This window comes from Chryseobacterium sp. Marseille-Q8038, from assembly GCF_965111995.1.
This window is the reverse complement of sequence record NZ_CBCOPN010000001.1, coordinates 1,792,103-1,816,666: the sequence shown is the minus strand read 5'-3', so window position 1 is coordinate 1,816,666 and position 24,564 is coordinate 1,792,103. Positions and strand designations below refer to the sequence as shown.

Genomic DNA, 24,564 nt, shown 5'->3' with positions numbered 1-24,564 from the left:
ATTTCAAAAACTAAACGCATGGGTAAAAAAGTAGCTGAACAACTAATTGAAATGCTAGTGGAAAATGGCGTAAAAAGGATCTATGCTGTTGCCGGAGATAGCCTAAACGAGCTAAATGATGCTGTTCGACGTAATGGAAAAATAAAATGGATTCATGTACGCCATGAAGAAGTCGGCGCCTACGCGGCGGCGGCAGAGGCCGAACTCAACGGAATAGGATGCTGCGCAGGAAGTTCCGGCCCAGGACATGTGCACCTTGTTAATGGTCTTTACGATGCGCAACGTTCAGGTGTGCCGGTGATCGCAATTGCTTCGACTATACGTACCAGTGAATTTGGTACAAACTACCATCAGGAAACAAATACGATAAAACTATTCGATGACTGCAGCTGTTACAACCAAATAATCCAAACGCCTGCACAAGCTCCCCGCATGATGCAGACTGCCATTCAGCATGCCATTCACCAGCGGGGCGTAGCAGTTATTGGTCTGCCCGGTGATATCTCTGCCCTCCCTGCCCAGGAAAGTGTTGCCGCCATGCATAACTATAGACCTGTTTCGATTCACCGTCCAGTTGATCAAGATTTACATAGAGCAGCGGCCTTATTGAATAAGTATCCTAAAGTTTCCATCTTTTGCGGATTTGGAGCTATCCATGCACATGATGAAATAATACGTCTTGCAGAAGCATTAAAGGCACCCGTGGGCTATACCTTTCGTGGAAAGATGGGCATACAATATGACAATCCTTATGATGTTGGAATGACCGGTCTTTTAGGCCTTCCTTCAGCCTTTCATGCGATGCATGAATCGGATATTGTTTTGCTCTTGGGTACAGATTTTCCTTACATACCTTTCATGCCAACTGATAACAAGTTAATCCAAATAGATGACAAACCGGAAAAATTGGGAAGAAGGGCAAAATTGGAACTTGGATTGGCTGGAGATATTAAGGATACTTTAACAGCATTACTACCATTAATAGATAGTAAAACGGACGATAGCTTTCTCAACGCCCAATTGACTTTATATGACCATGTAAAAAAGCATCTAAATATTTATGTAAAAGATTCGGGTGCAAAGGATCTTATCCAACCTGAATTTGTAGCCCATGCAGTCAATGAACTCGTATCCGACAATGCTATATTCACTATGGATACGGGCATGTGCTGTGTATGGGCTGCTCGTTATATTGCCGCTACCAAAGGGCGCAAATTTCTGGGATCGTTCAATCACGGTTCTATGGCAAATGCGATGCCGATGGCTATTGGTGCAGCTTTGGCGCATCCGGAAAAGCAAATTATTGCGCTCTGTGGTGATGGTGGACTGACCATGTTACTCGGTGACCTGGTAACTATTAAACAATATAATTTACCGGTCAAGATTCTGGTATTTAACAATCGTTCATTAGGAATGGTAAAACTTGAAATGGAAGTTCAAGGCCTTATTGATAATGAAACAGATCTTGTTAATCCGGATTTTTCGCTAATTGGAACCGCTATGGGCTTTAAATCTATAACTATTGATGAGCCTCAAATGGTGTATGAAGGGCTTTCAGAGGCATTGGCACATAACGGGCCTGTTATAGTAGATATTAAAACCAATCCACATGCACTGGCAATGCCCCCCAAAATTGAATGGGAACAACTAAAAGGCTTTACCTTATCAGTAGGAAAAATGATCCTAGGTGGTCGCATGGATGAGGCGATGCAAACATTAAAATCAAATTACCAACATTTAAAGGAAATCATCTAAATATGACAGCAACTGATGAAGGCGACTACATTATTAAATTTATAATTCATGTAGAATATTGAGATTGCATCATATGAGGGCAATTGCAGGGAATGCACAACGTAATTACAATTTTTACAATAAAACTTTAGGCTTGTGCCTGTCAAGAAAACCGTGAACTGTGATGATCCTCAAACAATAATAACAGGCACTTATTCAGCAACTAAACTGATAACTTAAGTTTAATTTTATGTCAAAGACAATTTTAGTAACAGGGAGTGGTACAGGGTTTGGTAAATTAATTGCCAAAGCGCTATCTGAAGAAGGACATGGAGTAATTGCAACCATGGTAATCACTGATGACAAGAGTAGGGAAACAGCTGAAGAACTTGGTTCATGTCCCAACATTCAAGTGGTAGATATAGATTTGAATAACGAAAAATCTATAAAGGATAATGTAGATCATATCCTTCGTAAATATGGAGCAATCGACATTTTAATCAATAGTACCGAGGTAATCAGCATAGGGTTGCTTGAAGCAACTTCTATCACTCAAATAAAACATATACTTGATATTAGCTTATTTAACGTGATAAGTATGATACAGGCTGTGTTGCCAGACATGCGAAAAAACAAATCCGGGATCATTTTAAATATCTGTTGTGGACCCTCCCTTTTTTCCTTACCATTCTTAATACCGCAAACATTATCAAAAATAAGTATCATCGCATTATCGGAAGGATTAAAAGCTGAACTGAAAAATGAGGGAATCGATTGTATTTCTGTTTTGGTTGATAGTTGTTTGCCCAATTCGGACGATAATAAGTTATTAGATGCTGACCGGCCGGAAATTGAAGAGGCCTATAGAATTGAATCCAAAGATTTAATACACAAACTAAAACAATCAGTTTCTAAATTAGAACCTACAGAGGAGAAACGTCAGCGTGTCATCAACGATATCCTAAACGCATTAAATATGAAAAGTGGAACGAGGCCAGAAGTAATAATCATCGATAAAAAAAATGAGCATACTATTCGCGAGCTGTTCGAAAAAAAGATCGAGTTGAAAAATAATTGGTTTGAACGAACTGGCTTAAAGGTCTAGTCGAATAGAATCTAAATTGACTTTATCCCGCAATTCTCCTACAACACATAAATATCCTAGCCTAAATAGAACAGGATTAAAATCAAATGAATGTTATCCGACTTGGGCATGTTCATACATTTTCTTAATCAAAGCATTACGCAGGCTGTCAAGAAACTTTGTAACCCTCCCTTTTTTCGGGACTTAAGCTACATAAATGTATGATAAAAATCTCTCAAACTAACATTAAAAATGCTTTCAAATGTTTTAATGATGAGCTTGATATCTGCATTTCCATTATCGACGTATTGTCAGAATACATCATCGTCAAAAACAGATTTGGTGTACGCCCCAACTTTCTATTGAAATAGGTTAAATACTTACTATTCTGCTCACTCATTGCATTAAGAAGGTACATGTTGTTATCTATCGTTGACATCTCTATTATATTAAAATGCTTCTATCAGATACTTCTGAACTTCGAAATATTTGTTCCCGTATAGAGCTTAAAAAACTTGCTGAAATGTGCCGGACTTTCAAAACCAAGTTCATAGGCTATTTCCTTAGCCGATTTTTCAGTATAATGTAAATAACGTTTGGCTTCCAACAGAAGCTTTTCACGAATGAGTACCGAAGGTGCCGGTTGTTTTAATCGTGCAAAAACATTGCTCAATGTCTTAGGAGATTTATGGAGGGCACCTGCATAAAAATTAACCTGATGTTGTTCTTTGAAATTTTTTTCGAGAAGCAATGCAAATTTTCTCACAATATCCATTTTTTCGTCAGGGAATTTTGAATAGCTTTCACTTTGAAGCTTTGCTATTCGTGTAGTTTTTATAATTACCCTTTTTAATAAGGTACGAAGCATTTCTCCCTGAAAATTATCCCTCACCATCAGTTCAGTAGAAAACACTTTTTCAAGGTCGGACAATTCTTCTGCTTCATCGGCATTTAGTGTGATAAACATTGGATGCTGGATTCCGTAGAAGAGAAAACCGACGCATCCAACTTCAGAATCGTGATCGATGATACAGTAAAATTCACGGTTAAATTGCCAGGCAGTTAGGGTCTCAGGATGCTGAAAGGTAAAATGCTGATTGGAAACGAGCGGAAGAATGCTCCGTGGTGGCATTGTGTAGGCTATCGCATCGATGAGTACTTCTTGCGATTCACCCTTATTGTAAACAAAAGTATTTACGGGATTAGGACTTGAATTGCTAAGTCCTAATCCTGAAAACAGTTGATTATCGCTGTGCATAACAAACCGCGCCAATGTTGCATTTTCGTTATATTCTTTGATCATTCCCGTTCAGATTTCGTTTTTTTTCATATAATACATGTAAAAAAATAACATCAATTGCACTATTGAGCTATTCTCCGGTTACCATATGCATGGCAATAGCGATTCGGTTCCTGCTACCGATGGTAACTGTAACAAAAATTACTTGAGCTAATTTCTGTTCACCAAGCAGCGCTAGTGCTCGCTCGTAAGTTTCATCAGAAACCCCAGCTTTATCAAGTTAGGCAATTTCTTCTGCCAGTTTAAGTACAGCTTGTTCTGTTTCTGTAAAAAAGGTGTTTCCCACCATGCGGCCAGGACAAACAGGCGCTACGGAGTTTACCCTAATTCCAATGCCGCTTGGGTATGACTGATTATATAGTAACCGCAAACGTTGATTAGTGAAATCCAAGTCCGGATAAGTTCCTGGGGGTTTGGTTCCAGATCTAAAGTTGGTAAATATTTGTCCGAAGTCCCCCTCGCTCTGTATAATTTAGGTTCTGCTTTTCCGATGTCCATTCTTGTTTTTAACTTATATTACTGTCGCTTATAATCTTGCAATCTTGTTTTCAGCATGTTCATGTCTCTTGGAAGATCATTTATCCAACCAAATAAAAGTTAGATCGAACCAGCCAGCGGAACAGCGGGATAGTCCTTCTCCGGATCGAACACGTTATTGAAAAAGTTCGTCAGCGAATACATAGCCACCAGAGCGACAATCTCCATGATATTCGCATCTGTATATCCAGCTTGACGAACAGTTTCCAGATCAGACTCACCGACCTGACCGCGGGTCTCGATGATTTTGCGCGCAAACTGGACGGCGGCGTCCTTCTTCGGATCGATAGCATGGCCTTTCCGAGCGAGAATAATTTCATCGGCCGGCAACTTAGCCATACTGGCCGCATAGCTGTGAACCGCCAGGCAGTAGTTGCAGCCATTCACCTCAGAGACGGCGAGGCTGATGATTTCTCGCGTCTTCACGTCAAGCACCTTGTTCAGGGAACTGCGGAAAGTAGCCCATGCATTGAACGCAATTGGACTCTGCGCAAATGTCGCAAGCATATTTGGCGTGAACCCGAGCATCCTGGTGAACGTATCAAGAGTTGGTTTAGAGTCAGCCGGCACCTGTTCCGGCTTTAGAGCTTGTGTTCTTGGCATCATAGTCTATAGATTTAAAGTTATTTTGACGTTAACTGAATAGTTATTACTAGCTAATAGATTTTGCTAATGGAAATTCATTAGGCACTTGGGTTACAGCATGTAATATGTTACTGATAGTTCTGTCGCCTATGTGCACGATCATATCAATAAGGTTCTCTTTCGAATAACCGGCATCAAAAAAGGCTGCTACCAATGTTCCATCACCTGCATTTCTTTTTTCTGAAAGCTGTTTGGCGAGTTTTACCAAAGCATTCAATTTTTTATCAAACCCTGCGCTTCCGCCTCTGATTTCAAGCGTCTGTTCTTCTGTGAAACCATTCATCTTGGCAACCATAGTATGTGCACTTAAGCAATATAAACAACTATTCACCTCACTAACTACTAGCGTTACCGCCTCAATTTCTTTTTTTGTTAACGAGGTTTTGCTATTTTCAAGATTAATATAAGCTTCTAGCGCATTTTCGGAATAAGCTAACGTAGAGTACAAATTAGGCACAGCACCGAATGCTTTTTTCAGACCATCGAATATCTGTTGATTTTTTGCTGAAACCTCTTCTCTTTTTAGGACGTTGAATGTATTTTCCATTTTTATTAAATTGTTATGTTATAAATTTATTCGTTTGTATAGTACAAAGGTAAGCCGAGGGAAAGCTTTCACAAATGTCCGTACTTCCCTTTAAGTTGTCTATACTTCCCGATATGGAAAATTTCACTTCCGGATAAGTTTTAATAAATATTGACGATGTACAAATTGACTAGCTATATTAGAGTACTTACACGTTAGCCATCACCGAAAAAGAAATTGTGGGTGAAATAGTTTATCTGTATGTAAGATCTGCTTATGTATGTTTCTTAAAACGCACGAGTATTCCCTTCCAATAATTTCAAATTTGTTTTTTTGATTTTCCCTAAAATTCTCTTTTAAAAAACTTTATTTGATATTTCCCAGATGCATCGGGCAGTTTATTCTCCCTTCACTTTGCTTATTAAGAAGTAGTTATTTCTACATTGTATTGTAGTACTGTGCGCCATCTTAGGATTAAATAGATGATTTTTCAGTTGTTATATATCTTGGATCAAGGCAGAATACTTTTAATAAAATATATTGATCATGTTTTCGTTTACATTGATCAACATTATATTCTTTTCGTAGATTTTTCAATTACTGCGACTACAATAGAGCCACTATTACATGCTTTCCCGCAACATTTACTTGCACATTCCCCTTTACATTTATTATTTTTTGTCTTACCGGATTGATGTGATTTAGAATCACTTTTTAAAGGATTGCAATAAGAGATTTCCATATGGGAAGCCTGTTGAGCTTCAATCGTATATCCATACGATTGAAGCTCAACAAAATCAATACAAGGCTACTTAAAAGTAACCTCATACTAACGCCTCCCATTATTTCTAATCTTGTTTTCATTAATTATTTATTCACAATACAATTTTATCGTTGATTCGATTGATTCTTCAGCTACCGAGGCTTCATTTAATACTATCTTTCCATAAGGCCACACCAAATCCCAAAAAGACTAAATCTTTCAAAATAAAAAAGTCCGTAACAGGTACTCCATCTACTGTCTTCCATACTCCAGGAGTAGTAAATAAAAAACTAATTGTAAATCCAAAAGTCAAAATCATTAGCAATCCAGCCCATTTTAGGCTATTTTTTATTTTTATTCCTATCAACAGCATTAATCCCGTGATAATTTCAATTATGCCGATTATATTTGAAACGGTTCTAATTGACCATATTTCATAACTCCATCCCATTAAAGGATGATTTTCTACGAGAGATTTAATTCCTTTAGCTTCCGTTAATGTAAACTTAAAAGCACCGATCCAGAGTAGAACAACTGCTGTACCTAGAACCATGATTAATAGCCCGATACTTGGCGTTTTTATGTTGCTTGATTTTTCCATTTTTTTATTTGATAAAACAAAGATATTTATAAAACAGCGCGGTTAATAGTCCATATTTCCCTAATACATGACGAAATTTCCTTTTATCGACTAAATTGGAATAGCTTTCTTTCTAATTCTAATTTAAAGCTGTTCCGTATTTTTTATATTCATGAATAAGATGCTTTCTAAAATAATAAAAAGGCCTATCATAGAATTAAAGTGATTTTATCTTTTGTGAAGAATAAACTAAGCAATATAGCCACTACAGGATTACATAAGCATATATACTTACTTGTGTAGATACTCGTACATACCACTAAAAGATATAAGGGAAGCAAATATTATCAGGTAATATAGTGAGAGCCGTGATCCTATGTCAACGGTCCTTATGTTGAAATTTTATATTCGGAATTTAGCAGACTAAATGTAATAAAGACCACTCCACCAATTCGCATTTGCCATGAGGTGCTGACCGTCAAACTGTGTAATAACCTCAAATCACAATTTCATACACGGGCACCTATCTTACAAAATTCGCGTATATTCGATTCTCAGCAGTTAGGTTTAGGTTTTTAGACACACTGCCGTTAATGATGTTTTGGAATCTGCGTATTTTTTTGAATATAAAAAACCACTTACCCAAGCAATTTGTGCAAGTAAGTCATGATACCATTTTTACATAGAACCCGCTAAGACCTCTATCCTGTGAAGGAATAGAATATGATTGATGAATACATGGCTGGATTGTATGTTAACATGGTATTAATTCTCTTTTTTTGATTCTGTCTTCGATTTACTGTTTCAAATTTTCCTTTGAATAGGTGGTTGACATTTTAAGTTAGCTAATTTTGTCAATTTGAATCTCCCAAATCAATAATTTTTTCGAGTTAAACAGATAGATACCGTAAATCGGGAAATTCAGTCATATGATAGGGAAATTTGGACATCAGTATAACTAATATCATCAAATACCTTTGTTTTATAAAATTTTAACAGAATAATTTATGAGACACAAACAATTTGGGTGGTTATCACTTTTGGGACTATCATTAGTTTTAGCATCATGTAGTAAGGACGATGATGGCATGATGGAAATGTCATCATCGTCAACGATTACAATTGAAAATGTATTGGACTCCAGACCTTTAGTTGAATCAGGAACATTTAAAAATAATGGCGGTTCTCCTCTAATTATGCCAGGAGAATCAATTTCAATTCAATTATATGCAGGTAAAGGACAGGCTGTATCATTTGCAACAATGTATGGATGGTCAAACGATTTATTTTTTGCTCCTGCTAATCCTGGTATCAAATTATATAAAGACGACGGAACTCCAATCGAAGGTGACGTATCAAACCAAATTAAGTTATGGGATAATGGTACAAGGATTAACCAAATGCCGGGAGCTACTGTAATGCATCCAGGTACTCCGGAATCTAGTGTGAAAGATATCACTGAGGTAAACAGTGCAGATGAACAAGGAAACACATATGCGCCTGCTTCTAGTTTACTAAAAGCCAGTCTACATTATGAAGGTAACTCACAGTTTACACTGACAATTGAAAATACATCAGGAAATACTGCTAATCCTACGCCGTTTAGTCCGGGTGTATGGACAGTATCATATATTGCAGGGGGAGATTTATTAAATCCGAACCCACTATATGAATCAGGCAAACCTACCGCAAATGGCCTAACCAACATTGCCGAAATGGGTGATAATACAATGTTTGCAGATTATATTAAGTCGCAAACAGGAATCTTTACACCACTGTCCCCAGTTTTAGTAGTCATTTACAACGGTATTGAGAATCCAATTTATAAAGTAGGTGAAAAAGATCAAGGTAAAGGATTAAAAAAATTAGCACAAATGGGTGATGCTACTGAATTAGCAGCGTATCTCAAAACTGTGAATGGAGTAAAAGATGTATATGTATTGCCTGCTAGCAATTCGACGGTATTGTTGCCAAAAATTGGTGGGCAAGCAGGTAACAAAGTATCACAAGAATTAAATGTTAAATCCGGTGATAGATTGGCAATTGCAACCATGTATGGCTTATCAAATGATTGGTACTTCGCTTCAAAAGGCAATGGTGTGGATGCACTGCAAAAGGGTGATATTTCAACAACAATTGGTCTGTTTGACAATGGGACAGCGATAAATCAATTTCCTGGAGCGAGTATTACCCAATTTAATTTAGCAGGAGTACCACTGCCAGAAGATAAAAATATAGAAGAAGTGCCAAATCCCAACGCATTTACGATGTTACCGACTATACCAAACATCATCAAAGTAACAATAGAATAATCCAATAACAAGGCTGGGCATTTTTAATCTTAGACTCTCATTATAAATCGCGGATAAATGAAAAATAAATTCAGTTTATTAAGCAAAGAAGAAATTTCATCAACGAATAGAGAAATTTTTGATAAGATGGAGAAGAGTTTTGGTAAAGTACCAAATCTATATAACATAATAGCATATTCTGAGAATGCGTTAGGAGCCTATATGAAATTAGAAGAAACTCCTAATTCCCTAACTATAAAAGAGGTCGGAGCTATAAATTTAGTGGTAAGCCAAGTAAATAGTTGTGTATACTGTTTAAGTGCGCATACCATAGTTGCAAAATCGATAGGTATAAATGATGAGGAAGCGATTGAGATCCGCAAGGGGGGGTATCATGCTAACGAAAAGTTGGATGCGCTTGTAAAAATTACCAATCAGATTACAGAAAAAAGAGGACATGTGGATGTAGGAACATTAGATGCTTTTTTTAAGGCTGGTTATACTAAGGGAAACCTTGTTGATATAATTGTCATTATAGGTGATCGTACAATAAGCAACTTATTACATGCCGTAACACAAGTACCGATAGATTTTCCTTTAGCAAAAAACATTTAATCACACTTCATTAACTAAAAATGGAAAGTATAACACAAAAAATAAAACACATTATGAGCATACTTGGTCTGCTTATAATGGTTAGTCAGGCCAATGCCCAAGGACAACAAAAGAACATGATGGACCATAAAGAAAAAAGCCAGATGGAAATGGGGAGGATGGCTATGGGAGAGAATATGTATCCTCAAAAAGCTGAGGATATCAGCCCACTTTTGGCAGGAGAGAAAATACCTATGGTAACGTTGATGAATCAGCAAGGGAAAATTGTCGATTTAAATAAAATGGTAGCTGAGAAACCTACTATCTTAGTTTTTTATCGGGGTGGATGGTGTCCATACTGTTCTAAACAATTATCTGGATTACAAGAAATATCAGGCGATCTGGAAAGAATGGGATATCAGTTAATTGCAATAAGCACCGATAAGCCTGAAGGTTTAAACGCTTCAATGGATAAAGCAAGCTTAGAATACACATTGTTGTCAGATGCAGATCTGGCAGTTTCTAAGCAATTCGGCATCGCGTATAAAGCCCCTAAAGGTTATTGGGATTTTCTCCCTAAGTCTACTGGCGGAAAAGACATTGATTTGTTGATACCTGTTCCATCGGTATTTATATTAAGCAAAAATGGTGAAATAAATTTTGAATACATCAATCCAGATATTACAAAAAGGTTAAAGCCTGAATTATTAAAGGTAGTAGCACAAACAATATTTAAAGACTTATAAAACAGAAACGATGTTAAAAACTAAGAAAAGAGTAATGACTTATACGATGCTAATTTTTGCATTGGTGTCTTTAGTAAGTATGTCATTTGCCCAAAATAATCCAAAAGCCGGTATGAAAAAGGAAAGTCAGGAAATTGACTTTACTAATGGGAAATGGAGCGAAATTGCTGCAAAAGCAAAAAAAAGTAATAAATATATTTTTGTGGATGCTTATACAACTTGGTGCGCGCCTTGTAAATTACTGAAATCTAAAACATTCAAAGAGAAAGAAGCAGCAGTGTATTTTAATAAAAATTTCATTAATGTGACCATTGATATGGAGAGTGGTGAAGGTATTGCATTAGCAGAGAAATGGAAAGTGACAGCATATCCAACATTATTATTCTTCACTCCACAAGGTAAATTAGTGATGACAAAAATAGGATTTGTCAATGGAAAGCAGTTGATAGAATTTGGTGAACAGGCTTCAAAGAAAAAATAACTGAAAATATAAAGACATGAAAAATTGGAATTTAGAAGGGAAAAAAGTAGTAATAACGGGAGGTTCCAAAGGGATTGGGAAAGCAATAGTCACAGAGTTTGCGGAATTAGGAGCCGAAGTATTGTTTACTGCACGCGATAATGAGGAGGTCATTAAAGTAGAGAGTGCTTTGAGAGAGCGAGGATTAAATGTATATGGTATGTCAGCTGACGTAACTAGTACAGATCATCGTTTGAGAATTAAAATGTGGGTAGATAAAAAATGGGGTAAATTAGATGTGCTGGTCAATAATGCTGGAATTAATATTCGTAAACCAAGTAACGAATATGAAGAAAGAGAATACAGATCTGTATTTGAAGTAAATGTGTTAGCCCCATTTGAATTAAGTAGAATTTTATATTCAAGCCTTTTGGACGGGGCAGGAAGTGCGGTGGTCAATATTGCGTCTGTAGCGGGAATATTGGATGCTAGAACTGGTGCTCCTTACGGAATGTCAAAGGCAGGGCTAATTCAATTGGGAAGAAACCTAGCGAATGAATGGGCAGAAGATAAAATTAGAGTAAATACGGTATCGCCATGGTTTACCGAAACACCAGCAACAAAAAATGTATTGGCAGATGAACAAAAATTAAGTGCAATAACAAACAGAACCCCATTGCGACGCGTGGCCCAAGATGTAGAAATAGCAGCGGTAGTTGCTTTTTTAGCAATGGATAAGGCATCGTATGTGAGCGGTCAAAATATTGTAGTGGACGGAGGTGCGACAGCAGCAATTTTGTAAGATATATAAGAACATATAAATGTGAAATGAGAGGGTGTCTTATGATGTAGTGTAAGTATGAGATAATTGGGGAAACGTGATGGATATTATAAGGGAATAAAGAGGGAGAAAAATTAAATTAGTATCCACTTAAAAACGATAAAATAAAGGCAAATCAATATGGTAAGGGAATACGAAGATAAAATAACTTCAGCAAGATTCGTCATGCATGTGAACAGTGATCAGTTAAAAGGAGCAGGACTTCGTAAGCCAACAGCACCTATCAACACTTTTGTTTATAATAAAGGTTCTAAGCAAAAAGTAAAAATTGATGAAATTGACTATGAAATGCCCGAAAGGTCTTTATTACCATTAGTATCCAATCAAAATTTCACATTTGAAAAACCAGATCAATTAATTGCCTGGCAGTTTAACAGAGAGTTTTATTGCATAGTAGATCATGATGCTGAAGTAGGTTGCGTTGGTTTTCTATTTTATGGTATTGAACATCCTATGTTTATTAAATTAAATGAGGATGAGAAAGAAGAAATGCGATACTTAGAAAAAATGTTTTCTGATGAATGGTTATCGCAAGATAATTTTCAAGGAGAAATGCTTAGGACTTTGCTGAAACATCTAATAATTAAAACGACCCGTACTGCAAAACAGCAAAGTGAATGCTATTCAAAATTTTCAGATGAAAAACTTGATATGATCAGAAAGTTTGCCTTATTACTGGAAGAAGATTTTAAAAAGGAACATGGAGTGAAATTTTATGCAGATGCGTTAAATAAATCACCAAAAACTTTGAGTAATATTTTCGCGATTTTGAGGCAACCTGCTCCATCAAAAATAATACAAAATAGGATTATCCTGGAAGCAAAAAGATATCTGCATTATACCGACAAAACGGCAAAGGAAATTGCATACGAATTAGGTTTTGAAAGTCCGGCACATTTTAGCAGATTTTTTAAAATGTATACCGGTACAAACATCTCCAAATTTAGAGAATAAGAGTCTTAGTTAAAAAAATGAAGATATAACAATGTTAACAATAGAAATACCCGATAATAAGGAAGTTAGTAAAAAAAACAAGGAGTTCTTGAAATACTTCAAAGAGCGTTTAGGGAGTGTCCCTAATCTTTATGCGTCGATGATGCATTCAGAAAATGCATTAAGTAATTACTATCAATTTCATACTAGAAAGGTTTCTTTGTCAAAGCAAGAATGCGAAGCGATTATGTTAGTGGTTTCTCAAAAAAACAATTCTTTATATTGTCTAAGTGTCCATACTATGATCGGAAAGCTAAATGGTTTTGATGAAGATCAAATATTACAGCTTCGTCGGGGGAATGCTGAATTTGATAAAAAATTAGATGCGCTGGTAAAATTCATTAAAAATGTAGTTGAAGAAAAAAATAGGATTAGTGTGCAACTGCTTCAACAATGTTTTAAAATGGGCTATAATCATGAAAATCTGATTGATGCGTTGCATGTCGTAGGTGATAGTTTCATCACAAACTTCACAAGCAAAGTTTTAAATGTGCCAATAGATTTTCCTTTAGCTAAAGAATTAAAAGAACACTAGGAAATAGGGCAATACTTAAAAACTTGGTTATTGGCATTGGTCGAAATACCCTTGGTTTCCTGTGGTCAACAGAAAATCAATAAAAAAATAGGAAAAAAAGAAGTCGAAAGAAAGGGAGTCATGGAAATAGATAGTAAAAATTGTGAAATTGCCACGTTTGCTGCCGGATGTTTTTGGTGTGTAGAAGAACAATTCAAACTACTAGAAGGGGTGGAATCTGTAACCTCTGGATACACTGGTGGTCATCAGAAAAATCCTAGCTATAAAGAAGTAAGTACTGGTATGACCGGGCATGCAGAAGCTTGTAATATAGTCTATGATGCTGAAAGAATATCATATAAAGAATTATTAGGAGGTTTTTTTGTCGCGCATGATCCGACCCAATTAAATAAACAGGGAGACGATATTGGAACACAATACAGGTCCGCTATTTTTTACCATGATGAAAGTCAAAAGAAATTGGCTGAAGCTATCATTGCTGAATTGAATATTGAACAGGTTTATCCAAAGAATATAATAACCGAAGTAACAACTTATGGAGAGTTTTACAAAGCAGAAGATTATCATCAAAATTATTTTGAGAATAATCCAGAGGCCGCGTATTGTCAGAGAGTGATTAAACCTAAGCTAGACAAGTTTAAAAAAGTGTTTAAGAATAAAGTTAAACCGAAATATAAATGAAAAGGATATTGATATTAATTGGATGCATGTTTTTCTTAGGTAGTTGTTATGCGCAGGAAACGAATAAAGGTATAAGTCAGGAACATATGGAAAATCCCTATTATTCCAGAACCGATAAAAAAAAATTAAATATCAGTAATGCAGAATGGAAAAAAGTCTTAAATCCACAGTTGTATCAAGTTGCAAGATTACAGGCTACTGAACAGGCATTTACTGGTAAATATTGGGATAGTGAAACGAAAGGCACCTACTATTGTGCGGTGTGTGGAAATAAACTTTTCCGTTCAGATGCTAAATTTTCAAGCAGTTGTGGGTGGCCTAGTTTTTTCGAACCCGTTAAAAACAGTGTCGTCTATAAAGAAGATAATTCACATGGCATGCATAGAACAGAGGTTGAATGCAATCGTTGTAATTCGCATCTCGGACATATCTTTGATGATGGCCCCGCCCCTACATATAAGCGTTACTGTATGAATTCCATTTCAATGGATTTTGAGCCTGATACGCTTAAATAAGACAGATAAGCTTCCTCTAACATGGGCCGAAAACAGCCCAACATTATTTTAATAAACTTACAAAAATTATCATGAAAAAATGGTTATGGGTCTTGCTATTGTTCCAAATAACAAACTTACAGGCTCAGATAAAGGAAGTTGTTAAGTGGGATTATAAAATTAATAAAATCGCAGACAATGAATATGAGGCTGTGTTGAAAGCACAGATAGACGAAGGTTGGCATCTTTACTCTAAGGATTTACCAAAGGATAGCGGTATACCAACAAAAATGAAAATTGTTAGTAATAACGTTGAATTAATAGGAGACGTAAAAGAGCTGGGAAAAAAAACAGAAGAGTTCAGTGAAGCATTTGGTGTTCAAATAGTATATTTTGCCGATTCTGTAAGATTTATTCAAAAATTCAGATTAAAAAGTAACGGAATCAATCCCAAGATAGCTACTGAGATTATTTTTCAGGTATGCAACGATAAAATTTGTTTAGCTCCAAATACGATAGAATTTGAGGAAATAGTAAATGCAAAAAATGATTTGGAAACAAAGTCCAAAATCATAGTAAGTGAAATGCAAGATTCTGATTTAGCTCATCTGCAAAGTGACATTAAGGTCAATACATTAGATTTTAAAAATCCCCTGGTAGATTGTGGTAATGAGCAAGTCACAGAAGAATCTGGTAATTGGCTGGTATTGCTATTAGGATTCCTAGGAGGATTAATAGCGTTGTTGACACCATGCGTCTTCCCTATGATTCCACTGACAGTTTCTTTCTTTACAAAAAATGCTACTGATAGATCTAAAGGAAAACGGAATGCACTGATTTATGGCGGGTTTATTTTAGTCATCTTTTTAGTACTAAGTATTCCTTTCCATATTTTAGATGGTATCAGTGGAAATGTTTTCAATGAGATAGCAACAAATATATGGTTGAACTTAGTGTTCTTTGTTGTATTCTTATTCTTTGCATTAAGTTTTTTTGGATATTATAATATAACGTTACCGACTTGGATTGTCAATAGATCCTCCCAAGCAGAAGAAGCTGGGGGAATTGTAGGGATATTTTTCATGGCATTAACACTAGTAATTGTTTCCTTTTCGTGTACCGGCCCTATCTTAGGTAGTCTTTTAGGCGGAGTTGCTTCTAGTTCTAAAGATGTCCCAACGTTACTGTCATTTGCTCTTGGAGGATTTGGACTTGCCTGGGCATTTGTATTTGGATTTTTAGCTTTATTTCCGCAAGTATTATTATCACTTCCAAAATCAGGAAGCTGGATGAATACATTAAAAGTATGTCTGGGCTTTATAGAAATAGCATTAGCATTAAAATTTTTATCAAAAGCGGATTTAGTTTCCAAGACTTTTTTGCTAAAGAGAGAGGTATTTATTGTACTGTGGATTATAGTAACAGTGGGTCTAGTTTTGTACCTGTTTGGTAAAATCCGATTCCCACATGATGATAAAAATGAAAAGATAACAACTGTTAGAAAAAGTTTTGGGATCGCAGGTATTTTGTTTGTATTGTATTTGATACCGGGCTTATTACACTCAGAGAAACCACGTTTATCTTTACTAAGTGGCATTCTGCCTCCTTTAAATGTAAGCTTCTATACTTCCCCAGAGGACGGCATTTTTGGAATACATCCAGAACATGATTATTATGAAGCTATTAAAGTAGCAAAAGAAAAAAATAAACCTGTTCTTATAGATTTTACCGGATACGGGTGCGAGAATTGTCGTAAAATGGAGGAATTTGTTTGGAGTGAACCAGATGTTTTACCTCTAATTCAAAACGAGGTTGTATTGGCTTCCTTATATGTAGATGATCGCGAAGAGTTACCAAAAGAACAACAAAGATCAATTGATATGGGGAATGGACAGAAGAAAAAAATTAAAACAGTTGGAGACCAATGGTCTATGTTTCAACAAATAAACTTTAACAATAATTCGCAACCACATTATGTTATGGTAACACCAGATGGAAAAGTTATTAACTCCCCTGTTTCAGGCTATATGTCAAAAGATGATTTTAAAAATTTTCTAGAATGCGGGATACAGTATTATAAAACCAGCAAAAAATAAAATAAAAAACAATCAAATTAAATCAAGCCTAATTGAAAAAATAAAAAAATTCTGTGAGAGACTTTTATTGTAAAATTATTCGAGAACTTGAAGAGGAAATTGGTATACGCTATATTGATAATGGTGACCAAATAAGTTTATGCGAGTCTATGATTGAAATTACCTTACAAAAATTGACGAAACTAAAGCGATTTATTAACGAAAATGAGTTCAAGACAATCGAGGATGAAATTATCTTTTTTAAAGAATTGAAACCCAAGATTGTTTCAAAACTTATTTATTACAATGCGATCTACAAAATAGAGATGAAAAAGCCTCATGGAGGCCAACGAATAATTAAAAAATATCTGAATAACGAATTGGCGAAATTAAAGCGGTTTTTCGATAATAATCTAGAGTTTTATAAATACTATCGAACTAATAGCACGTATCTCGATGAGAAGTATTTTGTGAGAGGAAAATTTGATATTAAATTGAGTTTAGACACATTTTATTTCAAATCAGATCATAGTTTTTCAACTTCTCATGATTATAAGGTAGCTAAAGTTATTGCAAATGATTTAATAGAAGTATATCTAGAAGATCAGATATTAAACATGAATAAATTTTCTAGAGCAAAATCCAAAGAAATACGTAGTTCATTATTAAAATGGACTGCAAGCAAAACATCCCTAATAGAATTAATCTATGCGTTGCATGCTTTCAAAGCTTTTGATGACGGTAGTTCCGAAATAAAGGTTATTGTAAGAATATTTGAAAATACCTTTGGAATTGATTTAGGCGATTTCTATCATACATATTTGGAGCTAAGAAATAGAAAGAATAATCGAACAAAATTTTTAGATCTTTTGAAAGATTCCTTAATAAAAAAAATGGACGAACAAGAAGGAAAATAAAAAAATATCACCCAAGTTACCCCCAACTGTGGGGAATTTATCGCTAGAATTCATAAGGTTTGTGATTTAATTGAAGAACACTTTCTGGAAAGTCAAACTGTTCTAAAAAATCATGAGCTATGAAAAATTCTCTACAAAACATTCTTTTAGAGATACACAACAAAGAGGATAAGATTTCATCTCAGAGCAAGAGCCTGCTTGATGAAGCTTACGAAATGATCCTGTATCTCCAAGATATTTTATTTTCAGTCAAAAAGTCAATTACCCAAAAGGGATTTAATGATGAAGCTGAAGAAATCAATTTCTTCCGTACCATAAAACCTCAAATACTTGGCAAACTAATTTATTACAATAAGGTTTATCGTATAGAGACTACTTGTCCGGTCAGTAATGGTAAAATGTATTATAGTTATTTTTCTAGCCAATTGGCAAATCTTAAACGGGAGTATATTGAACATATCTGCAATGCCGATTTTTACAGGTATTATCGTTCGGGACGAACTGATCGAGATGACATTTATTTCAAACGTGGCAATATCAATTATCATGATGGACTAAACAGCATTGTATTTGAAATAGATCCAGCATTCTCAACCTTCTTCGATTACAAAGTTTCAAGGATTATCGCTAATGAACTGCTCTACACTTACCTGCTTACCAAAATCAATCCTGATGAAAGTCTAGATACGAATTTACAAAAAACCGAAAGTTCAAAAGATATATTTTGGACAGATAGCAAAAATGCACTCGTCGAATTGATTTATGCCCTATATGCTTCGGGTGTGATCTCTCACGGTAAAATTGGAATCCGAAAAATCAGTCTGATGTTTCAGGTGCTTTTCCGTATTCCGCTTAGCGATTTGCATCATGCGTTTCACCGGATGAAAACCCGTACTGGTTCAAGAACGGCATTTTTAGACCAGCTCAAAATATCCCTCGAAGAATATATGGATAAAGACCTTTAGCTGTTTTAATACAGTAATTTCAAAGCAGTACACAAAATGTACTGCTTTTTTTTTTGCCCATATCTGCCAATTAGCAAATGTCGGCAATTCCCTGTTACAAAATACTCAAAATGCCTGAACTCCTTATTAAACAAGGGTTTTTCCTAATTGTAAAAAATTTCAAAAAACCGCCAAACCAATTGGCAAGGCTTGGCAGACAAACACTGCCACTCTAAACAATTTTGCATAGTGAACTTTAAAAAGCTGTGCAATGAAAATAATAACCATTGAAGAAGAAGCGTGGCAACAGCTCAACAGCCGTATTAATGCCATTGCCGACTATCTGAAAAGATTGGATGATACGGGGTATGATGACCTGTGGCTCAATAACCACGAGGTATGCCAATACCTGCACATCAGCGAAAAGACCTTGTGGCGTATGCGCACCAAAGGCGAGATTGCTTATTCAAAAATCTACGGTCAATATTTCTACACTATTGGAGCAATTAAGGATATGCTCAATGCCAATGCCATACAGAGCAGTGATCAGTTTGTGCAGGAGCTTATGGCAAAAGGCAAAAGCTATATCGAAAAAGGCAGAAAGCTAAAGACAGACAAAAAATAGGTATGAACCCCTAAAAGTATATCCCTATGAATATTGACAGAATGGAATTTTTAGCGTGGATGGAACGCCTGATGGGTCGTCTTGATATGCTGGGCGACAATATAAATGAGTTGCAAAAGAAACGCAATAGTATTGACGGCGAGGAATTGCTCGATAACCAGGATTTACTTCAAATGCTTAAAATCAGTAACCGTTCCCTGCAACGGTATCGCTCTATTGGGAGGCTGCCCTATTATACCATAAGCGGAAAATTGTATTACAAGCTATCTGATGTACATCAGTTCATTAGAGAGAGCTTTAACCCACTCTCAAAATGAACGACAATGAAAGACAAAGACTGCCTTTGAGTGCCACATTGGGCAATACAGCCAACGCTTAATTTACATTCGGCAGTGAACTTTTAAATTTTCAAAAATATGAGCAAAGAAATCACAAACAACCCGGAAATGCCCGAACAATTATCGGACATACTATTAGTGCTGGATAAAGAAAAAATGAAAATCCAAGCCGTAAAGAGTATTGACGAGAATGGGAAAATGGAAACCGTTGACCCCACGAAGAAAAACCAAAACCAGTTTATGCGTGTGGATAAAAATGGTGACGTTTTTTCCAACTTCTTCTCTAATTTTTTCAGCCAGTTAAAGAACCCTACCAATTTTTCATTCTTCAAAGTGCCTGCACCCGTCGCAGTTGAAAAAGCACAGGAAATGCAAAAGCAGGTAGATAAGCCAACTCCCGAAGGCGAAAAAGTGATGAAGGAACACGAAGTAAAAACAGAACTGCAACAAGATAAGAAACAAGAAAATCAAAATAATATGGCAACAACACAAACAACACCGGAAACCAGCGAGTACCGCTACAAGCCCGAGCAGATTGATTGGGACACAATGAAAAACCTCGGATTAAGCAAGGAATACCTTGAAAAAAGAAACCTGCTTGACCCTTTGTTACGAGGTTACAAAACCAATGAACTCTTGCCGATAGGCATTAATTTCGGAGGTTCTGTTCTTCGCACAGATGCCCGATTGTCTTTACAGCAAGCCGAAGATGGAAATGTTATCGTAGCAATACACGGTATCAAAAAAGAACCAAACCTGCATTTTGAGTTTTTCGGACACAAGTTTACCGATGAAGACAAAAAGAACCTGCTCGAAATGGGTAATATGGGGCGTGTGGTTAACTTGACCAATTCTAAAACTGGCGAACTGATGCCGTCCATTATCAGTATAGATAGGCTAACCAATGACGTAATTGCATTGAGGACGGATTTCATAAAAATTCCCGATGAAATTAAAGGTGTAAAGCTGAACGATGAGCAGAAGCAAACTTTAATGGAGGGTAAACCGCTAAAGTTAGACGGTATGATTTCCACTAAAGGAACGGAGTTCTCGGCAACGGTACAGTTCAATGCAGACAAGCGTTATGTAGAGTTCCTGTTTGACCGCAATAATTCCAACAGGCAAACCCAAAGCAACGGACAAAGTAATCAACAAAGCCAGCCGCAGGAAGCTCCAAAAACGTTCAGAGGTAAAGAACTGACCGATGAGCAACATAAGGATTTCAAAGCCGGACAAACCGTTTATATGGCAGGGCTGGTTGATAAGAAAGGACAAACCTACAACGGCTATATCACTTTCGACAAAGATACCGGAAAAACAGGCTTTGAGTTTCCTAATCAATATAAAGAAAGAATGCAGCCCATCGAAGCCCACAAAACGCAAATTGCCGTCAATTCGGAGGGCAAGACTAATGAAGCAACCAAAAATATCAATGAGCCTTTGAAGTCGGGACAGCAAAGACCGAAAAACAAACAGCAGCAGGAGCAACAGGAAAAACCCGAAACACCTGCAAAGTCCAAAGGCAGAAAAATGTAGTAAAGTATGAAAACAATAATCGCAGAAAAACCAAGCGTAGCCCGAGAAATAGCCGGACTTGTGGGAGCATCCGATAAAAAGGACGGCTACCTGACAGGGAACGGCTATTTTGTTACGTGGGCATTCGGTCATTTAATAGGATTGGGAATGCCCGAAGAGTACGGCATTTCGGGGTTTGATAAGGCATCATTACCAATACTCCCAAATACTTTTTTGCTGACCGTCCGGAAAGTGAAAAAAGACAAAGGTTATACAGCCGATACAGGAGCGTTAAAGCAACTGAAAGTCATCGAACAGCTTTTTAACCGTAGCAGCAGTATCATTGTAGCCACCGATGCAGGTCGTGAGGGCGAACTCATTTTCAGGTATATTTATGAATACCTGAAATGCAACAAGCCTTTTGAACGTCTTTGGATAAGCTCACTAACTGAAAAAGCTATAAAACAAGGGTTTGACAATCTAAAAGACGGTGCAGCATTTGACGGACTGTATCAGGCGGCGCAAGGCAGAAGCCGTGCCGATTGGCTCGTGGGCATCAATGCTACACAAGCATTGAGCATAGCCGCAGGAAATGGAATTTATTCGCTCGGAAGAGTACAAACACCTACGCTGGCATTGATATGCAAACGCTATCTGGAAAACAAAAATTTCTCGGTAACGAAATATTGGCATATACAGTTATCGCACAACAAAGAGCTGATAGATTTTAAAAGCATTTCCAAAACCAAATGGGAAGACCAAAAACTTGCCGATGATACGCTTAAAGCCATTCAGCGAAACGAAACAGCAACGGTTACGTCCGTAGAAACCAAAAGTGTTACAGAGCAACCTCCTTTATTGTTCGACCTTACCGGATTACAAAAGGAAGCCAACAAAAAGCTGAACCTTTCTGCCGAAGAAACGCTCAATATTGCCCAAAGCCTCTACGAAAAGAAGTTTATCACATACCCACGCACTGGAAGCAAATATATTCCCGAAGATGTTTGGGCTGAAATACCCAACCTCGTAAGGGCTTTGCAGGATAGGGAAACCTACAAGCAAGCCGTATCTAAAATGAAATGGGGACGGTTCAATAAACGTATTGTAAATGACCTGCGTGTTACCGACCACCACGGATTATTGATTACTGATAAAATCCCGTCTGCCCTGAACGCAAAGGAAAATTCCATTTATGATATGATTGCCTTTCGATTGCTCGAAGCCCTTTCACAAGCCTGCATCAAAGCGATAACCGATGTAGGTTTACAGGCATTGCATTATGATTTTACAGCAAAGGGTTGTAAGGTTTTAGAAGCAGGCTGGCGTTCCATCAAAGGCAGTTTCTCCGATGATGATACCGAACCTGTACAGGATTTGCCAGAACTAAAAAAAGGTGATGAACTTAAAATCAAAGAAGCCTCTGTTTTAGAAAAGAAAACCAAACCACCCGTACTTTATACCGAAGCAGGGCTTTTGTCGGCTATGGAAACTGCCGGAAAGGAAATGGAAAATGAAGACGAACGGAAAGTATTGCAAAATATAGGTATTGGCACTCCGGCTACAAGAGCCGCAATAATCGAAACCCTGTTTACCCGCAATTATATCCAACGGGATAAGAAATCTTTAATCCCGACTGAAAAGGGATTGCAGGTTTATGAGTTGGTCAAAGAACGTAAAATTGCAGACGTTGCAATGACTGCCGAATGGGAACTCGCATTGCAAAAAATCGAAAACAACGAAGCGGATGCAGAGGCTTTTCAAAAGGAAATGGAAAACTATGCTTCATCCATTACAAATGAATTGTTGCAAACTTCCATTGCTCAAAACAACCTGCCTAAATTGGTTTGCCCGAAATGCAGAAGTCAACAACTCATTATCCGTGATAAGATTGTCAAATGTTCTGATGAGGATTGTAATTGGATACAGTTCCGCAATGTGTGTGCCATACAAATCGGTATAGCCGATATTGAAAGCCTTGTCAGCAAAGGGAAAACTTCACTCATCAAAGGAATGACAAGCAAAGCCGGAAAGAAATTCGATGCATACATCGTGTTGAATGAGGATTACAAAACTTCCTTTGAATTTGCCAAAAATAAAAGCTACAAAAAGTAATGGAAAATAAGCCTACCATTAGCCAGATGGAAATCAAGAACCTAATATATACCATACGTGGCAAGCAAGTGATGCTGGATAGCGACCTAGCTTCATTATATCAGGTGGAAACCAAGAACCTCAACAAAGCCGTAAAAAGAAATATTGAAAGGTTTCCTGCTTCTTTTTGCTTTCAACTGACCGAAGAGGAAGTTGAAAACTTGAGGTTCCAATTTGGAACCTCAAGTTTGAGCTATGGAGGAAGACGTTATTTGCCTTATGTTTTCACCGAACAAGGCATTACAATGGCTTCTGCTATACTCCGTTCAGATATAGCGGTCAAAGTCAGTATTGAAATTATGGAAGCTTTTGTAGAAATGCGAAGAATGCTTATTAGCAACGCTTCTTTGTTTCATCGTTTGGATAAGATTGAAATTAAACAACTGGAAGCCGACCAGAAATTTGAAGAAATCTTTAAGGCTTTGGAAAGCGATAAACTCCATAACGAAAAGGGAATTTTCTACAACGGACAAATTTTTGATGCCTATACCTTTGTTTCCGATATTATCAGAAGTGCCAAAACCTCCATTATCCTTTTGGATAATTATGTGGATGATACAGTACTGACTTTATTGGGCAAACGGAATGCCAATATAACTGCCACCATCTATACCAAAAATATCAACAATCAGTTACGGCTGGATTTGCAAAGGTACAACAGCCAATATCCCCAGATTGAAATTGAAATTTTCTCTGATACTCACGATCGTTTTTTGATAATTGACGATACGGAACTTTACCATATTGGAGCATCACTGAAAGATTTGGGCAAAAAATGGTTTGCCTTTTCGAGAATGGATATTGAGGTTGGAAGGATGTTACAAATTTTGTATAAACAATAAACCCTCTGATAATTAAGAGGGTTTCGTTTTGAATTGATCCTTATTAATAAGTTGTACGAGTGTTTTCTACAGAAAAATCAGATGTAGCAAAATAGCAACTACCTTTGTTTAACACTAAAACAAGCAATTATTAAGGTGTTAGCTGCAGTTATTTTTTCCTTTTCTTGAGTTTGTTCAATCTGTAATTGCAAGACCTATATTCGACATATTCGATTTTATGTTCAGATAGAAGCTGTACAATTATTTCTCTTGTTTTATCTTCACCAAGTCCAATTTTTTCGCCAAGGTCAATTTCATTTAGTTGACCATCATTTTCGATTAGTGCTTTGTAATATACTTCTTTAATTTCCATA

The 24,564-nt window shown here is 36.6% G+C and carries 25 protein-coding genes; 19 read left to right on the top strand and 6 right to left on the bottom strand.

The window, feature by feature from the left end; all coding sequences use genetic code 11:
- The first annotated feature begins 18 nt into the window (after positions 1-18).
- Both ACWPWS_RS08430 and ACWPWS_RS08425 read left to right on the top strand, forming a co-directional pair.
- Positions 19-1,755 (top strand): thiamine pyrophosphate-dependent enzyme, encoded by a 1,737-nt coding sequence (locus ACWPWS_RS08430; protein ID WP_413930959.1) that lies wholly within the window; start codon positions 19-21, stop codon positions 1,753-1,755.
- Between the two features lie 229 nt (positions 1,756-1,984).
- Positions 1,985-2,839, top strand: a complete 855-nt coding sequence (locus tag ACWPWS_RS08425; RefSeq protein ID WP_413930958.1) for an SDR family NAD(P)-dependent oxidoreductase — start codon at positions 1,985-1,987, stop codon at positions 2,837-2,839.
- 188 nt (positions 2,840-3,027) lie between these two features.
- Here the strand turns inward: ACWPWS_RS08425 and ACWPWS_RS08420 are convergent, their stop codons facing one another.
- The 5 genes from ACWPWS_RS08420 to ACWPWS_RS08400 all read right to left on the bottom strand — a co-directional run bounded on the left by ACWPWS_RS08420 (position 3,028) and on the right by ACWPWS_RS08400 (position 7,190).
- Complete coding sequence (locus ACWPWS_RS08420; protein ID WP_454046892.1) at positions 3,028-3,090, bottom strand: hypothetical protein; 63 nt, start codon at positions 3,088-3,090, stop codon at positions 3,028-3,030.
- Positions 3,091-3,281: 191 nt separating this feature from the next.
- Positions 3,282-4,121: an AraC family transcriptional regulator gene (locus ACWPWS_RS08415; protein ID WP_072996023.1), complete on the bottom strand. Its 840-nt coding sequence runs from the start codon at positions 4,119-4,121 to the stop codon at positions 3,282-3,284.
- Between the two features lie 594 nt (positions 4,122-4,715).
- Positions 4,716-5,261, bottom strand: coding sequence for a carboxymuconolactone decarboxylase family protein (locus ACWPWS_RS08410; protein WP_221405644.1), 546 nt, complete (start codon positions 5,259-5,261; stop codon positions 4,716-4,718).
- Positions 5,262-5,307: 46 nt separating this feature from the next.
- The gene (locus ACWPWS_RS08405; RefSeq protein ID WP_072996026.1) at positions 5,308-5,847 is read right to left on the bottom strand and encodes a carboxymuconolactone decarboxylase family protein; all 540 of its coding nucleotides are present in this window, start codon (positions 5,845-5,847) and stop codon (positions 5,308-5,310) included.
- Positions 5,848-6,752: 905 nt separating this feature from the next.
- Positions 6,753-7,190: a DUF417 family protein gene (locus ACWPWS_RS08400; RefSeq protein ID WP_072996028.1), complete on the bottom strand. Its 438-nt coding sequence runs from the start codon at positions 7,188-7,190 to the stop codon at positions 6,753-6,755.
- Between the two features lie 986 nt (positions 7,191-8,176).
- Between ACWPWS_RS08400 and ACWPWS_RS08395 the strand changes: the two genes are divergently transcribed.
- The 17 genes from ACWPWS_RS08395 (at position 8,177) to ACWPWS_RS08315 (ending at position 24,211) form a co-directional block, all read left to right on the top strand.
- Positions 8,177-9,481, top strand: coding sequence for a spondin domain-containing protein (locus ACWPWS_RS08395; RefSeq protein ID WP_312208720.1), 1,305 nt, complete (start codon positions 8,177-8,179; stop codon positions 9,479-9,481).
- Positions 9,482-9,538: 57 nt separating this feature from the next.
- Positions 9,539-10,075: a carboxymuconolactone decarboxylase family protein gene (locus ACWPWS_RS08390; RefSeq protein WP_413930957.1), complete on the top strand. Its 537-nt coding sequence runs from the start codon at positions 9,539-9,541 to the stop codon at positions 10,073-10,075.
- A gap of 20 nt (positions 10,076-10,095) precedes the next feature.
- Positions 10,096-10,800 (top strand): peroxiredoxin family protein, encoded by a 705-nt coding sequence (locus tag ACWPWS_RS08385; RefSeq protein ID WP_072996032.1) that lies wholly within the window; start codon positions 10,096-10,098, stop codon positions 10,798-10,800.
- Between the two features lie 10 nt (positions 10,801-10,810).
- On the top strand, positions 10,811-11,281 hold the full coding sequence (locus tag ACWPWS_RS08380; protein ID WP_221405645.1) for a thioredoxin family protein: 471 nt from the start codon (positions 10,811-10,813) through the stop codon (positions 11,279-11,281).
- 16 nt (positions 11,282-11,297) lie between these two features.
- Positions 11,298-12,062, top strand: a complete 765-nt coding sequence (locus ACWPWS_RS08375) for an SDR family oxidoreductase (protein ID WP_070562130.1) — start codon at positions 11,298-11,300, stop codon at positions 12,060-12,062.
- 210 nt (positions 12,063-12,272) lie between these two features.
- On the top strand, positions 12,273-13,055 hold the full coding sequence (locus tag ACWPWS_RS08370; protein WP_413930956.1) for a helix-turn-helix domain-containing protein: 783 nt from the start codon (positions 12,273-12,275) through the stop codon (positions 13,053-13,055).
- A 31-nt stretch (positions 13,056-13,086) separates the two neighbouring features.
- On the top strand, positions 13,087-13,629 hold the full coding sequence (locus ACWPWS_RS08365) for a carboxymuconolactone decarboxylase family protein (protein WP_070562137.1): 543 nt from the start codon (positions 13,087-13,089) through the stop codon (positions 13,627-13,629).
- A 30-nt stretch (positions 13,630-13,659) separates the two neighbouring features.
- The gene (gene msrA, locus ACWPWS_RS08360) at positions 13,660-14,310 is read left to right on the top strand and encodes a peptide-methionine (S)-S-oxide reductase MsrA (protein ID WP_245795778.1); all 651 of its coding nucleotides are present in this window, start codon (positions 13,660-13,662) and stop codon (positions 14,308-14,310) included.
- Entirely contained in the window at positions 14,307-14,825 is a 519-nt protein-coding gene (gene msrB / locus ACWPWS_RS08355; protein WP_072996036.1) for a peptide-methionine (R)-S-oxide reductase MsrB, read from the top strand. The genes msrA and msrB overlap by 4 nt, the downstream gene beginning before the upstream one ends.
- Positions 14,826-14,896: 71 nt before the next feature.
- Positions 14,897-16,900 (top strand): protein-disulfide reductase DsbD family protein, encoded by a 2,004-nt coding sequence (locus ACWPWS_RS08350; protein WP_072996038.1) that lies wholly within the window; start codon positions 14,897-14,899, stop codon positions 16,898-16,900.
- 53 nt (positions 16,901-16,953) lie between these two features.
- The gene (locus ACWPWS_RS08345; RefSeq protein ID WP_413930955.1) at positions 16,954-17,796 is read left to right on the top strand and encodes an RteC domain-containing protein; all 843 of its coding nucleotides are present in this window, start codon (positions 16,954-16,956) and stop codon (positions 17,794-17,796) included.
- Positions 17,797-17,915: 119 nt separating this feature from the next.
- Complete coding sequence (locus tag ACWPWS_RS08340) at positions 17,916-18,761, top strand: RteC domain-containing protein (RefSeq protein ID WP_072996042.1); 846 nt, start codon at positions 17,916-17,918, stop codon at positions 18,759-18,761.
- A 250-nt stretch (positions 18,762-19,011) separates the two neighbouring features.
- The gene (locus ACWPWS_RS08335) at positions 19,012-19,365 is read left to right on the top strand and encodes a helix-turn-helix domain-containing protein (RefSeq protein ID WP_072996044.1); all 354 of its coding nucleotides are present in this window, start codon (positions 19,012-19,014) and stop codon (positions 19,363-19,365) included.
- Between the two features lie 26 nt (positions 19,366-19,391).
- A complete protein-coding gene (locus ACWPWS_RS08330; RefSeq protein WP_072996046.1) occupies positions 19,392-19,682 on the top strand; it encodes a helix-turn-helix domain-containing protein in 291 nt (96 codons plus the stop codon).
- 99 nt (positions 19,683-19,781) lie between these two features.
- Positions 19,782-21,239 carry a DUF3945 domain-containing protein gene (locus ACWPWS_RS08325; protein WP_072996048.1) on the top strand — a complete coding sequence of 486 codons (1,458 nt, stop codon included), beginning with the start codon at positions 19,782-19,784 and terminating at the stop codon, positions 21,237-21,239.
- Between the two features lie 6 nt (positions 21,240-21,245).
- Positions 21,246-23,330, top strand: a complete 2,085-nt coding sequence (locus tag ACWPWS_RS08320) for a type IA DNA topoisomerase (protein ID WP_072996050.1) — start codon at positions 21,246-21,248, stop codon at positions 23,328-23,330.
- The gene (locus tag ACWPWS_RS08315) at positions 23,330-24,211 is read left to right on the top strand and encodes an ORF6N domain-containing protein (protein ID WP_454046182.1); all 882 of its coding nucleotides are present in this window, start codon (positions 23,330-23,332) and stop codon (positions 24,209-24,211) included. Before ACWPWS_RS08320 ends, ACWPWS_RS08315 begins: the two co-directional genes overlap by 1 nt.
- Positions 24,212-24,359: 148 nt before the next feature.
- Here ACWPWS_RS08315 and ACWPWS_RS08310 read toward each other — a convergent pair whose 3' ends face one another.
- Positions 24,360-24,563 (bottom strand): hypothetical protein, encoded by a 204-nt coding sequence (locus ACWPWS_RS08310; protein ID WP_072996054.1) that lies wholly within the window; start codon positions 24,561-24,563, stop codon positions 24,360-24,362.
- Position 24,564: the final 1 nt, after the last annotated feature.